This is a genomic window from Acidocella aquatica, from assembly GCF_030160635.1.
GTDB lineage: Bacteria > Pseudomonadota > Alphaproteobacteria > Acetobacterales > Acetobacteraceae > Acidocella > Acidocella aquatica.
Genome location: NZ_BSOS01000049.1, coordinates 16,816 through 30,339 on the forward strand (window position 1 = coordinate 16,816; position 13,524 = coordinate 30,339).

The 13,524-nt window shown below is 61.2% G+C and carries 10 protein-coding genes and 2 tRNA genes; 9 read left to right on the plus strand and 3 right to left on the minus strand.

Annotated features, from left to right (window positions below):
- The first annotated feature begins 14 nt into the window (after window positions 1–14).
- The 6 genes from QQJ84_RS08680 to QQJ84_RS08705 all read left to right on the plus strand — a co-directional run bounded on the left by QQJ84_RS08680 (window position 15) and on the right by QQJ84_RS08705 (window position 6,157).
- Complete coding sequence (locus tag QQJ84_RS08680) at window positions 15–965, plus strand: alpha/beta hydrolase (RefSeq protein WP_284257755.1); 951 nt, start codon at window positions 15–17, stop codon at window positions 963–965.
- Between the two features lie 61 nt (window positions 966–1,026).
- A complete protein-coding gene (locus QQJ84_RS08685; protein ID WP_284257756.1) occupies window positions 1,027–3,195 on the plus strand; it encodes a prolyl oligopeptidase family serine peptidase in 2,169 nt (722 codons plus the stop codon).
- 62 nt (window positions 3,196–3,257) lie between these two features.
- Window positions 3,258–3,332: transfer RNA gene (locus QQJ84_RS08690), tRNA-Val, on the plus strand.
- Between the two features lie 188 nt (window positions 3,333–3,520).
- Window positions 3,521–4,231 (plus strand): pirin family protein, encoded by a 711-nt coding sequence (locus QQJ84_RS08695; protein WP_284257757.1) that lies wholly within the window; start codon window positions 3,521–3,523, stop codon window positions 4,229–4,231.
- A gap of 171 nt (window positions 4,232–4,402) precedes the next feature.
- A complete protein-coding gene (locus tag QQJ84_RS08700; RefSeq protein WP_284257758.1) occupies window positions 4,403–5,959 on the plus strand; it encodes a Do family serine endopeptidase in 1,557 nt (518 codons plus the stop codon).
- Window positions 5,960–6,082: 123 nt separating this feature from the next.
- Window positions 6,083–6,157: transfer RNA gene (locus QQJ84_RS08705), tRNA-Thr, on the plus strand.
- A gap of 75 nt (window positions 6,158–6,232) precedes the next feature.
- On the opposite strand, the gene recQ is transcribed toward QQJ84_RS08705, so the two are convergent.
- Complete coding sequence (gene recQ / locus QQJ84_RS08710; protein ID WP_284257759.1) at window positions 6,233–8,080, minus strand: DNA helicase RecQ; 1,848 nt, start codon at window positions 8,078–8,080, stop codon at window positions 6,233–6,235.
- Between the two features lie 67 nt (window positions 8,081–8,147).
- Window positions 8,148–8,825: a DUF1028 domain-containing protein gene (locus tag QQJ84_RS08715; protein WP_284257760.1), complete on the minus strand. Its 678-nt coding sequence runs from the start codon at window positions 8,823–8,825 to the stop codon at window positions 8,148–8,150.
- 102 nt (window positions 8,826–8,927) lie between these two features.
- Here QQJ84_RS08715 and QQJ84_RS08720 point away from each other — a divergent pair, with 102 nt between their 5' ends.
- Entirely contained in the window at window positions 8,928–9,845 is a 918-nt protein-coding gene (locus tag QQJ84_RS08720) for a LysR family transcriptional regulator (RefSeq protein WP_284257761.1), read from the plus strand.
- Here the strand turns inward: QQJ84_RS08720 and argE are convergent.
- The gene (gene argE, locus QQJ84_RS08725) at window positions 9,842–10,981 is read right to left on the minus strand and encodes an acetylornithine deacetylase (RefSeq protein ID WP_284257762.1); all 1,140 of its coding nucleotides are present in this window, start codon (window positions 10,979–10,981) and stop codon (window positions 9,842–9,844) included. The genes QQJ84_RS08720 and argE overlap by 4 nt on opposite strands.
- 333 nt (window positions 10,982–11,314) lie before the next feature.
- Here argE and QQJ84_RS08730 point away from each other — a divergent pair, with 333 nt between their 5' ends.
- Both QQJ84_RS08730 and QQJ84_RS08735 read left to right on the plus strand, forming a co-directional pair.
- Complete coding sequence (locus tag QQJ84_RS08730) at window positions 11,315–12,712, plus strand: purine-cytosine permease family protein (RefSeq protein WP_284257763.1); 1,398 nt, start codon at window positions 11,315–11,317, stop codon at window positions 12,710–12,712.
- Window positions 12,709–13,503 (plus strand): carbon-nitrogen hydrolase family protein, encoded by a 795-nt coding sequence (locus QQJ84_RS08735; RefSeq protein ID WP_284257764.1) that lies wholly within the window; start codon window positions 12,709–12,711, stop codon window positions 13,501–13,503. The genes QQJ84_RS08730 and QQJ84_RS08735 overlap by 4 nt, the downstream gene beginning before the upstream one ends.
- Window positions 13,504–13,524 lie beyond the last annotated feature (21 nt).

Consider the following 13,524-nt stretch of genomic DNA (forward strand, 5'->3'; position numbering starts at 1 on the left):
ACGGAGAATCGCCAGTGCCGTCCAGCCATCTCATAGACCCTGAACTGCTGCCAGTGCTCAACGCCTATCCGCCGATGCCGGAATGGTCGGCCGAGGCCCTTGCGATGGTACGCGCGGGCCGGGCCGAACAGCTCGCCGCCCTCCCGCCGCCGCCGCCGCTGCCGGTCATCGTTGAGACCCTCAACATACCCGGCCCGGCGGGGCATGTGCGTGTCCTCGCCTATCGCCCGGCCGAGGCCACAGGCAGCTTGCCCGCTGTGCTGCACATCCACGGCGGCGGCTACATTTTTGGCTTCCCCGAGATGATGGACGCGCCCAACCGCATCCTGGCGCATGAACTCGGTTGCGCCGTCTACTCGGTGGATTACCGCCTGGCGCCGGAAACACCCGCCCCCGGCGCGCTGGAGGATTGCTACGCCGTGCTGCGCTGGCTCAGCCGCAACGCGGGGGCGCAGAACATCAACCCCGCGCGCATCGGGGTGAAAGGCGAGAGTGCCGGCGGCGGCCTTGCCGCGGCGCTGGCCTTGCTGGCGCGCGATCGGGGCGAGGTCCAACTCGCCTTCCAGCACCTCATGTACCCGATGATCGACGACCGCACCTGCACCGCCAGCCAGCCGCATCCTTTGACCGGCCAATACATCTGGCGCCATCAGGACAATCTGTTTGGCTGGACCTGCCTGCTCGGCCATGCCCCGGGCAAGCCGGATGTCTCTCCCTACGCGGCGGCGGCGCGCGCCGAAAACCTGGAAGGGCTGCCGCCCAGCTATATCGGCGCCGGCGCGCTGGATTTGTTTCTGGAGGAAAACCTCGACTACGCCCGCCGCCTCACCCGCGCCGGGGTGCCGGTGGAGCTGCATGTCTATCCAGGCGCGTTCCATGCGTTTGATGTCATCGGCCCGAGCCGCCTCGCCGCCACGGCCCTGCGTGACAGCACCGAAGCCCTGCGCCGGGCGCTGCACGGCTGACCCCTCCTTGACCCGGGGCGGCATCCGGCGATGATGCCGCTGACGGACCTCAAGGATAACCATGCCCCAGCTGACGCGCCGTACCCTGCTCGCCTCCACCGCCGCCGTGCTCGCCGCTCCCCGCCTGTCCTTCGCCGCCGCAAGCGGGCCACCTATCGCCCCGGTCCGGCCCGTGACCGAAGTTCTCTGGGGCGAGAAAATCACCGATCGTTACCGCTGGATGGAATCCCAATCCCCCGAATGGGAAGCCTATGTCCGCGCCCAGGGCGCCTACGCCGCGCAAACACTGGCGAAAATCCCCGGCCGGAGCGCGCTCGCCGCGGCCATCGCGCATAATACCGGCGCGGTTGTCGCGGTTGTTTCCGTGCAGACCGGCGGGGGCAAGATTTTTGCCGAAATCCGCCCCGCCGGCGCGGCACTCTCGCAGCTTTTTGTCCGCGACTCGCTCACCGCGCCCAACCGCCTGCTCATCGACCCGCAAACCTTCGCCACTGCCGCCAGCCACGCGGCGCTGGACTGGTGGGCGCCCTCGCCGGACGGCTCCCATGTCGTCTTCGGCATCTCCACCGGCGGCTCCGAGCAATCCACATTGCGCATCCTGGTCACGGACACCGGCGCCTTGCTGCCCGAAGGCATCGACCGTACCGCGGAGGCATCCCCGAGCTGGCTGCCCGATGGCGCCGCTTTGTTCTATAACCGTTATCAGGACGTGCCGCCCCAAAGCCTGGCGTATGAGGAGAACAGCCTCTGCTGGCTGCACCGTCTCGGCACTGATCCGGCCAGCGATGTTAAAATCATGGGCCAGAGTCTCAGCCCATCGGTCAAGGTGCAGGAGATTGACTTCCCCACCGTCACCTCCACCCCCGGCTCGCCCGTGGTCATCGGCGCGCTGGCCTCGGGCGTACAGAACGAACTCTCCCTCTATGCCGCCCCCTTGGCCGCCGCCGCCAAGGGGCCGCCGCCCTGGGTGAACATTTGCGCCCCGGCGGATAATGTCACCGCGTTTGCCGTGCAGGGCGAGAGCATCTATCTGCTCACCCACCAGCACGCCCCGCGCTATAAAATTCTTAAAACCACCGCCGCCGCACCCGGCATCGCGCAGGCGGTGGAGGTGGTGGCGCAATCGGCCTCCGTCATCCGCGCCATCGCCGCCGCGCGTGACGCGCTTTATATTCTGGACCTCAACGCTGGCCTCGCCGGAATCCGCCGCCTCACCCCGGACGGGAAAATCACCCTCATAAAGCTCCCCTTCGCCGGGGCCATCAGTGAGGGCAGTTTCTACGCCGCCGCAGGCCATGACGGCGCGTGGTTCATCCTCGAGGGCTGGGTACACCCGCCGGTGGTTTGCCACCTCGGGCCGGACGGCACGGTGACAACCACCAGTATTGCGCCGCCGCCGCCGATCGACCTTTCCCCCTACACTTCGGAAGAGATATTTGCCCCCGCGCGCGACGGCACCAAAATCCCGCTCTCCCTGGTCTACCGCAAGGGCCTGCAACGCAACGGCCGGGCGCCTTTGCTGCTGGAAGCCTACGGCGCCTACGGCATCACGCTTGACCCGGCCTTCCTCGCCCGCTGGCTTCCCTTCCTTGACCTTGGCGGCGTGTTCGCGGTGGCGCATGTGCGCGGTGGCGGCGAACTGGGCGAGGACTGGCACATCGCCGGCCAGAAACTGAAGAAATTTCATAGTTGGGAAGATACGATCGACTGCGCGCGATATCTCATCAACACGCGCTGGACCTCGCATAAACACCTCGCCGTCATCGGCGGCTCGGCGGGCGGCATCACGGTGGGGCGGTTGCTGACCGAGCGCCCTGACCTCGCCGCCGTGGTCGTCTCCGAAGTAGGTGTCTCAGATGCCTTGCGCAGCGAATTCTCCCCCAACGGTCCGCCGAACATCCCGGAATTCGGCAGCGTCACGACTCAGGCGGGGTTTCTCGGCCTGTACGCCATGGATGCCTACCAGCATGTCCACGATCATGTGAAATACCCCGCCGTATTGCTCACCACCGGGCTGCACGACCCGCGCGTCGCCCCCTGGGAGCCAACCAAAATGACCGCTCGTCTGCAGGCCGCCACCGCGTCGGGCAACCCGGTTTTGCTGCGTGTCGAGGATGACGCCGGCCACGGCATCGGCTCCACCCGCGCCCAGCGCGACGCGCAGACGGCTGATATCATCGCTTTCATCATGTGGCGCACCGGCGATCCGCGGTTCCAGCCGAAATCCTGAACCGCCCGTTGCTGGGGTACTTGCCTCCAAAACGCAACACGGCTAAACACCGCCCCGGATATGGGCGCGTAGCGCAGCGGTAGAGCACCACCTTGACATGGTGGGGGTCACAGGTTCAATCCCTGTCGCGCCCACCACCAAAATCCTGAGATATCAATGACTTATAGAGCAATGTGGTTTGAAGCTGGATCACGAGGTGATTCGATTGAGCCATGGAATGGCTCGAGAATTCTTGCCTCCGTGCGTTTGCGTGATCGGAAACCGGGCTGGTATTAACGGCCGCGTATCCTAAGTTACGGGGCGACAGTATGAAAGGCCGGCTCCCATGATCGATGTACGTCCATTTTCCTCGCTCGGCGCGTTTCGCAATGAATGGCTGAACGCGCGGCACCATTTCAGCTTTGGCGATTATCATGACCGCGCGCGGATGGGCTTTGGACGCCTGCGTGTGTGGAATGATGATGAAATCGCGCCGGGAACCGGGTTTGGCGCGCATCCGCACCGGGATATGGAAATTGTCACCTTTATCCGCCAGGGGGCGATCACGCATAAGGACAGCCTGGGCAATGTGGGTGCAACCCGTGCCGGGGATGTGCAGGTGATGCACGCTGGGCAGGGGATTACGCATTCGGAGCATAATCTGGAGGAGGAGCTGACGCGGCTGTTCCAGATATGGATCATCCCGGACCGGATGGGCGTGGAGCCCGGCTGGGGCACCAAGGAGTTTCCGCGCGCCACCGGCCAGGGATTGAGCGTTTTGGCGAGCGGCCGGACGGCTGACGCCGATAGCGGGGCGTTGCCGCTATATGCCGATGCGGCTGTGTTGGCGGCGAGGATGGCGGCGGGGGAGCGCACGCCTTACCGGTTGTTGCCGGGGCGGGCGGCTTATCTGGTGGCGGCGAGCGGCGAGATAAGGGTGAACGGTGTATTGGCGAATGCGCGCGATGGGGTGGCATTGCGAGAGGAGCCGGAGGTGGAGATCGAGGCGGTGAGCGCGGCGGAGATTGTGCTGGTGGACGTTCGCGACGGAGCTTGACGGCGGCTGGGTGAAGAATTGTAACCGCCGGGATGATTTTTCTGCGATTTTATTTGGCTGTGTCTTTTAAGTGACAATTGTTTCACCTCGAATGGCCTTATCGCCGCTCTGAAAACGTGCATTATCTATTGTTGCGAAGTGCTTAACACGACGAGGCCACAGGAGAGATATTTGTTGATACCTATAAAGATGAAGCGTGGCACGGCTCTGACGCTGGCGCTGCTTGGTGCGACGGCTCTGGCGGGCCTGGGTAGCGGCTATGCCAGGGCGGCAGCGCCCTCGCCTTTGGACGAAACGGCGGCGGTGCAGGCGAATTTCACGCCGGTTGGGGATTTTACCAATTTGGTGAAACGCGTGACCCCGGCGGTGGTTTCAATTGATGTGCATCTGAAACTGGACCAGACGGATAACCAGGATTCCGGCGGCGGCCAGGCGCAGAACGGCATGCCGCAGATTCCGGGGTTTCCGCCCGGGTTTCCCTTTGGCGGGATGCCGGGGTTCCAGGCGCAGCCGCAGGTGGTCGAGGCCAAGGGCTCCGGGTTTATTATCGACTCCACCGGGATTGTGGTGACCAACAACCATGTGGTGAAGGACGCCAAAACGGTGAGCGTTGAGCTCTCCGACGGCAAGAGCTATCCGGCAAAGATTTTGGGCACCGATCCGAAAACCGACCTTGCCGTATTGAAGATCGATGCCGGGCATCCGCTGCCGTTTGTCGAGCTGGGGGATTCCTCCGGCGTTGAGCCCGGCGAATGGGTGGTGGCGATGGGCAACCCGTTTGGCCTGGGCGGCACGGTGACGGCGGGGATCGTCTCGGCGCTGGGGCGCGATATCGGCGATGGGCCGTATGACAAGTTCATCCAGATCGATGCGCCGATCAACGAAGGCAATTCGGGCGGGCCGCTGTTTAACCAGCACGGCCAGGTGATTGGGATTAATACCGCCATTTTGACTCCGACGGGCGGGTCGGTGGGGATCGGCTTTGCCATTCCCTCCGATATGATCAAGCGTGTGACCGGGCAGCTGATTGCTGGCGGCAAGGTGGTGCGCGGGTATCTGGGCGTGGCGGCGCAGGAGATTTCGCCGCAGGTGGCGCAGGCGATGGGGCTGCCGACGGCGGACCCAACGCATGACGGCGCGCTGGTGGCGGCGATTTCAGCCGGGAGTCCGGCGGCGAAGGCCGGGTTGCAGCCGGGTGATGTGATTATCAAGGTGGACGGCGCGGTGGTGACCAACCCGAGCGATCTGGCCGACGATATCGCCAATGTGGTGCCTGGGCACAATACCGTGATCAGCTACATCCGCGATGGGAAGACGCATGATATCTCGGTGCCCGTGGCGGTGATGCCGGCCAACCCTGATGCCGGTTTCCAGCAGGGCGGGAGCAGCCAGAGTGGCCCCGCGGCTACCCAGGGCGAGCTGGGGCTGACGCTGGCGCCGCTGACGCCGGATCTGCGCAGCCAGTTGAACCTGGCTGATAATGCTACAGGCGCGGTGGTAATGGCCGTTAAGCCGAATTCACTGGCGGACCAGGCCGGATTGCAGCAGGGCGACCTGCTGGTTGGCGTGGGGCCGCAGAGCGTGACATCGCCCGACGATGCGGTGGCTGATATCCAGGCGGCGCGCAAAGCCGGGGCGCCCGCCGTGGCGCTGCGGATCATCCGGCAGGGACAGGCGCTGTTTGTTGGCATTCCGCTGAGCAAGAGCGGCGCCGCCAGCCAGAACTGACGGGTTGAGCTGCAAGACCAAAGAGAGAGATTGGCCGCCGGGATGCCGGCGGCCAATTTTGTGGCAGCAGCCGGCGGGTAGTTGCGGCGAAGCCGGAGCTTCGATATAGCCAGCGTCACGGTCGCCGACATAGCTCAGCGGTAGAGCAACTGATTCGTAATCAGTAGGCCCCCGGTTCAATCCCGGGTGTCGGCACCAGTTTTTCCCTGGTTAAATCAACGCGGTATTGGCTTTTATGCTGGGGTTTCCGTGTTTTGGATGGTTGCTCCAGGGTTAAGTTTTACCTGCCAAGGTTATGGCGGCCAGTACCGTGGCGCCGTAGCGGTCCAGTTTGGTTCTTCCCATGCCGGGGATTTCGCCGAGTGCCTCGAGCGTGGCCGGGCGCATCGCGGCGATTGCCGCAAGAGTGGTGTCGTGGAAGATGATATAGGCGGGGACGCCCTGCTCGCGCGCCAGCCGGGCGCGTTCGGCGCGCAGGGTTTCGTAGAGGGCGGAGGCCGCGGCATCGAGCATCTCGCCGCCGGTTTTTTTCTTCACCGCCGCGTTGGCGGCTCTGGGGCTGCGTTCGCGCCGCAGATGAACTTGTTCCTGCCCGCGCAGGACGGGCTCGGCCGCCGCCGCCATGCAGAGCGCGCCAAATGCATCGTGGTTTACCTCGATCAGCCCCCGGACGATCAGCTGGCGGAAAAGCGACCCCCAGCCCTTGCGGTCCAGCTCCGTACCGACGCCAAAGGTCGGCAATTGGTCATGGTTGAAGCGCGTGATCTTGTCGGTTTTCACCCCGAGCAGCAGATCAACGAGGTGGCCCGTGCCGAAGGACTGGCCGGTGCGCAGAATGGCCGACAACGCCTTGCGCGCGGCGGTCGTGGCATCCCAGGTTTCAGCCGGTGTCAGGCAGGTGTCGCAATTGCCGCAGGGTTGCGCCATCGTCTCGCCGAAATGCGCCAGGATTGCCTGGCGCCGGCAGGACGCTGTTTCGCAGACGCCGAGCAGCGCGTCGAGCTTGGCCCGTTCCACGCGCTTAACGTCGGGAGGCGAGCCGCTCTGCTCAATCATCTGCCGCCGGAAGACCAGATCCTGCATGCCGTAGAGCAGCAGCGTCTCGGCGGGCATGCCATCGCGCCCGGCGCGGCCTGTCTCCTGGTAGAAAGCCTCCAGGCTGCCCGGGAGGTCGAGATGCACGACAAAACGCACATCCGGCTTGTCGATGCCCATGCCAAAGGCGACGGTGGCAACCAGGATGAGACCTTCCTCGGCGAGAAACGCATCCTGATGCTTTGAGCGGAGCTCGGGGTCTAATTTGGCGTGGTAGGGAAGCGCGTTGATGCCGGAGGCTTTCAGAAAGGCAGCGGTTTGTTCGACCGTAGCGCGGCTCAGGCAGTAGACGATGCCGCTCTCACCAGGATGAGCGCGCAAAAACGATAGAAGCTGGCGCTGTGGAGCTGCTTTTGGCACCACGGCATAGCGGATGTTCGGCCGATCAAAGCTCGCGAGGAACAGCTCCGCGTTGTCGAGGCAGAGCCGCCGCCGGATGTCCTCGCGCGATTGCATGTCTGCGGTGGCGGTGAGCGCGATGCGCGGCACGCGGGGGAAGCGTCTGGCCAGCTCCGCCAGCTGAAGGTATTCCGGGCGAAAATCATGGCCCCACTGGCTGACGCAATGCGCCTCGTCGATCGCGAACAGGGCGATCTGCGTCTCATCGAGCATTTCCAGAAAATCCGGCATCATCAGCCGCTCAGGCGCCACATACAGCAGGTCAAGCTGGCCGGCCCTCAGGCTGGCGCGCACTTTCGCGCGTTCCGGGCCGCTCAGGCTTGAATTCAGCGCCGCCGCATTCAGGCCAAGCTGGTGCATGGCCGCGACCTGATTGCGCATCAGCGCGATCAACGGCGAGATGACGATTCCAACGCCTGGACGGCAGAGCGAGGGCAGCTGGTAACAAAGTGATTTCCCGCCGCCGGTGGGCATCAGCACAATCGCATCCCCCCCGGCGACAACCCGCTCCACCACCGCCGCCTGCTGCCCACGGAAGCCGGGAAGCCCAAAGACGGTGCGCAATACGGTTTCGGGGTGGGGCGTTGCGGGTTGCGCTGCCGGGCGAAGCGGCCGGAGAATGTCCATGCCGCGTGGTTACAGCCTCATGCCGCGCTTAAGCAATCGCAGGCGGCGCGGTGGAGCGGGACAGGCGCTATAAATCCCCGGGAACCCCGTAGGCTGGCGCGCTGGCCGGGTTGAGCGCGCGGGTGACGTAATCCTGCATTTGCGGCTGCCAAAGCGCCCAAAGGGACGCGAGTTCCGCCAGCGGGGCTTCGTGCCAATCCACTCTTAGGTCAGCGATGGGCCAGGCGGCATCGCCGGTGAGAATGAGCCCGGCGGATTTGAGCGGCCCGGCCTCGCCGCCCGCTTCCAGCCCGGCCTGCAGGGCGGCGATGACGCGGGTGCCGAGTTCATCGGCCTGGGAGGTTGCCTCAAAGGCGCGCACCACGGCGGCGGGGACATTGGTGTTGGCCAGCAAATTTCCAGCCGAGACGCAATCCGCTCCTGGGGCCCAAGCGTGCAGCCCGAGCGTTTTTTGGCCCGAGTGCTGCGCGCCCTGGCCAGAACTGCCGATAAGGGTGATCTGGCGGTAGTCCGGGTAGGGGGCCTGGGCCATCGTGGCGGCGCATGCCTCTGCCGCGCTCATTCCCCGCGCGAGGAAATCCAGCGCCAGTGGCCCAAGCCGCGGGTCTGTGATGTTCTGGGTGGTGGCGGCGCCCACGCCGGCGCGCGCAAAGGCGCAACGCGCGGCCACGGCCGGCGAGGACGAGGTGACCGCTGCGGCGAACTGGCCGGTTCTCAGGCAGCGCGCGGCGAGGGAGAAGGTCATGGCGGAACTTTCATACAGAGCTGGCGCAGTATTCCCGTGCCGGCCTGGTTTTGTAAAATATTTTATTTTGACGGTTTGGCATAAAAAGGGCAAAGCAGAGACATGCGATTCACGCTGAGACAGATTGCATATTTTGTGGCGACGGCGGAGACCGGCAGCATCACGCTGGCGGCGGAGCGGGTGAATATATCGCAGCCCTCCATCTCCTCGGCCATTACCGGGCTGGAGGAGGTGTTCGGGATTCAACTGTTCATCAGGCACCATGCCCAGGGGCTCTCGCTCACCACCGAGGGGCAGCGGTTTTTGCTGGAGGCCAAGGGCCTGTTGATGCAGGCGGAAGAATTACAGAAAGCGGCTTCTGAGATTTCCTCGCGCGTGTCTGGACCATTGGAGATCGGTTGTTTATCGACACTGTTTCCCCTTGCAATACCTGAGCTTTTATCGGTATTCAAGAAGCGCTATCCGGCGGTGCGCGTGAACCCGATTGCAGGACACCAGACAGAGATGTTTGAGAGTCTGCGCAGCGGCCAGATATCATTGCTGCTGACTTATGATATGAACATTCCGGCGGATTTTGAATTTTCCCCGCTCGCTCCCTTGCCGCCTTATGCGTTTGTGGATGCGGGGCATGCCCTGGCGCAGCGAAAATCAGTGAAGTTGGAGGAGCTGGCGGGCGAAAATTTTATCCTGCTGGATCTGCCATTCAGCCGGGACTATTTTTTATCGCTGTTTCGCCAAGCGGGGGTGACGCCGCATATCACCGGGCGGTTTCAGTATATCGATGTAATTCGTAGCCTGGTGGCGCGCGGGGAGGGCTATAGTCTCGCAAATGCGCGGCCGAAAAACCTCTCGACGCTGGACGGACGCAAATTATCCTATTTAACGCTGGAGACTTCGCTGCAGCCGCTGGTGCATGGGATTGCGATGTTGCGGGGGTTGCGGCGCACGCCGGCCGCGGTGGCGTTTGCAAAAATCTGCGACGATGTTTTGCGTGATAAGCCGTTGCCCGGCACGGGCTAAGTTTGCACCACGCGGCGGAGGAACCGGTCGCAGGCGTCTAATTCCTCGCGTAGGATATATTCATTGGGTTTGTGTGCGCGGTCTATGGAGCCCGGGCCGCAAACAACGCATGGTAAACCCAGCGTTTTTGTAAACAGACCTGCCTCCGTGCCGAATGAAATCTTGATGGTTTCCGCATTGCCGGATGCCTGGGTTGCGCGTGTTGCGATGGGGGAATTCTCGGGTGTTTCCAGGCCCGGATATTCATTGTCCACCCGCACCTCGATGCTGGCGCGGCGGCCGCTGCCGCGCACCGCTTGCGTGAGGGCAGCAGCCCGTGCGCGCAGGCGTTCGAGCAACATTGCGGGATCGTCTCCAGGAAGATGACGGATTTCAAAATCCATATCGCAGCGCTCTGGAATAATATTGAGTACCGTGCCGCCTTTGATGGTGCCGATATGCACGCTGCTATGCGGGAATGCATAGGCGGAGTCATTCGCACCATTGTCCCTCAGCCAGGTTTGCAGTGCCTCGGTTTCCTGGATCATGGCGCTGGCGAGGTTGATGGCGTTGCAGCCAAGCGAGGGGTCGGCCGAGTGGGCGGATTCGCCGCGGCAGCAGATGCAGCCAGCAATTTTGCCTTTATGCCCGGTGGCGACCCGCAAGCCGGTGGGCTCACCGATAATACAGCCCGCCGCCTGAAAACCTTCGGCCTCCAGGCGCTGGAGCATGTGGCGTACGCCGACGCAGCCGATTTCCTCATCGTAGGAAATGGCAAGATGCAGCGGGCGTGTGAGGGGGATGCTTTTGCTTTGCTCGGCAAGCGTTATCATGCTGGCGATAAAGCCCTTCATGTCGGAGGCGCCGCGCGCATAAAGCCGGTCTCCCCGCGCGCTCAGGTGGAACGGATCCGTGATCCAGCCAGGCTCGCTGGCCGGAACCACATCGCTATGTCCGGAGAGAATGATACCCTGGCCGGTGGTGGGGCCGAAGCTCGCGAACAGATTGCTCTTGCCGGGGATGTTGCCAGGTATCTCGCGCACATTGCCACCGGCGGCGGCGAGCCGGGCGGCTATGTAGGCGATTAGCTCATGGTTACTGTCGCGGCTGACGGTGGGAAAGGCCACGAGGCCGGCCAGTGTTGAAAGAGTGTCCATTCATCAAGACATAGCGCCGACCGCGATCGCTGCAAAGTCAGCATCAATGCACGAATATTAGGCGCCGAATGAGGCAGCTGCTACGGCGGCGTGCAAAACCTAAAACAAACTTCGCTCATTGCTTTAATAAAATCGATGCAAAAAACGAGAAGGCATCGTGTAAGCTAAATCCAATAATTACGAAAATCTTGTTGGTGAGAGTGGAGTTATGGCGCGAAATCTCGTGATAATACCCGATTTATGTCCTTAAAACGCCGTGTTTTTTGTAAGACGGTGTGCCGTCGTCCTGACCGGCCTGGCTGCGCGCGGAAATTTTAAACCGAGGAAAAAACCGTGGAAACATTGAACGAAAATCCAACCAAAATTGAACAGCATACGATCTATCAGATACCAAGGGACCAGCGCCATGGGCGCTCGATGGATTTGTTCACCATCTGGTTTGGCTCCAACATCATGATGTTGACGATCGTAACAGGTGCGTTGGCCACAACGGTTTTCAAGCTCTCTTTCATGAGTGCCATTGCCTCGATTGCCGTGGGGAATCTGGTTGGCGCGATCTTCATGGCGCTGCACGCCGCGCAGGGGCCGCGGCTTGGTGTTCCGCAGATGGTGCAAACGCGCGGGCAGTTTGGCTCAATCGGCGCGGTTTTGGTGATTGGTATTGTGATCATCATGTATGTCGGCTTTCTGGCTTCAAATATTGTGCTGGGCGGGCAGTCGCTCAACACGATTATTCCGGGGATCAGCCAGAATGTGTTTCTCGTAATGATCGCGGTCATCAGTGTGGTGGCGACAATTTTTGGCCATGACCTGATCCACGCCTATGCGCGGGTGCTAACCTGGCTCTCCGGATTTGCGCTGCTTCTGTCTTTTGGCTGGATCATTTTCATTCATGGTTTGCCTGCGAATTTTATGACCATGAATAGCTACACCACGTCGGGATTTTTTAGCATGGTATCCGTGGGGGCGCTATGGCAGATCGCCTATGCGCCGTATGTCTCTGACTATACGCGCTATATGCCACAGGATACGGGCGCTGTACCGGCGTTCTGGGCGTCCTATTGGGGCTGCACGCTGGGTTCTATTTTGCCGATGGTGCTCGGTGCGATGCTGGGGCTTCTGGCGAGCGATGGCAATGTGGTGGGAGGCTTGACCACCTTCACCGGCCCTGCAAGTTTCTTGATCGTGATCATCTTCTCAGTGGGGATCGCGGGAACAAACGCGATGAACCTATATTGCGGCGTGCTCTCGAGTATCACTCTCGTACAGACTTTTGCGCCGGACTGGAAAGCTGGGCCGGCAGCGCGGGTTGTGGTCGCGATTGCCATTACGGTTATAGGGTTATTCATCGCCATTTTCGCGGCGGCCAACTTCCTGACGAATTATACCAACTTCATCTTGCTGCTACTTTATGTACTGGTGCCTTGGACGGCAGTGAATTTGGTTGATTTCTATTTGGTTCGCCATGGCGATTATGATGTGGCGTCTTTCTTCACGCGGGATGGAGGGGTTTATGGAAAATTCAATAAATCCGCGATATTCTGTTATATTCTAGGAATCTTGATCCAATTGCCATTCGTGAATACCACTCTCTACACTGGGCCGGTCGCGAATATGCTGGATGGTGTTGATATTTCGTGGATCGTTGGTCTTTGTGTCGTGAGCCCTGTTTATTACTTTATGGCCCAGAAGGCGAGGGCACTGAATTTTGTGCCAAGTGGTCTGCAGTGAAAATTGGAATTTGGCAAAGAATTGGTGCGCCGGGTGATAAGCAAGCCAATCTGGCGGCATTGGCGCAAAACGCCCGCGCCGCCAGCGCGGCTGGTGCCAAGCTTTTATTGTGTCCGGAGTGTTATCTCGCCGGCTATAATGTGGCGGATGACATAAAGGCACTGGCCGAACCCGTGGATGGTCCTGCTGCGCGGCAGATTTCCGAGATCGCGCGCCGCGAGAATATTGCTATTGTTTATGGATATGCAGAGCATGATTTAAAATCAAACGATATATTCAACGCCGTGCAGGCCATTGGCCCAGGTGGCGCGGCATTAGGACATTATCGCAAGACGCATCTCTTTGGTGCCTTTGAGCACGCAATTTATAAGCCTGGAAATGGTTTTTCCGAACCGTTTATGCTGAACGGCTGGAAAATCGGCATGCTGATTTGTTACGATGTAGAGTTTCCAGAGGCTGTACGAAGCGTGGCGCTATCTGGTGCTGAGCTGATTCTGATTCCCACGGCATTGACCAAGGAATATAGCGCTGTTCCAGAGTATATTGTACCCGCACGAGCGGTCGAGAATCAGGTCTTTATTGCCTATTGTAACCATGCGGGAATGGAAAATAACATGAATTTTCTTGGGTTATCCAGGTTGGCTGGGCCCGATGGAAAAATCGATAAAGTAACGGAAGATGGCGATACGCTTCTGATCGCGCAGATTAGCCATGAGAGATTGCAGGCTTGTGCGCAGATTTACCCCTACCGGCAGGATCGCCGCCGGGAATTATATGGAAGACTGGTCTAAACACGCAAATTAAAAAAGGAG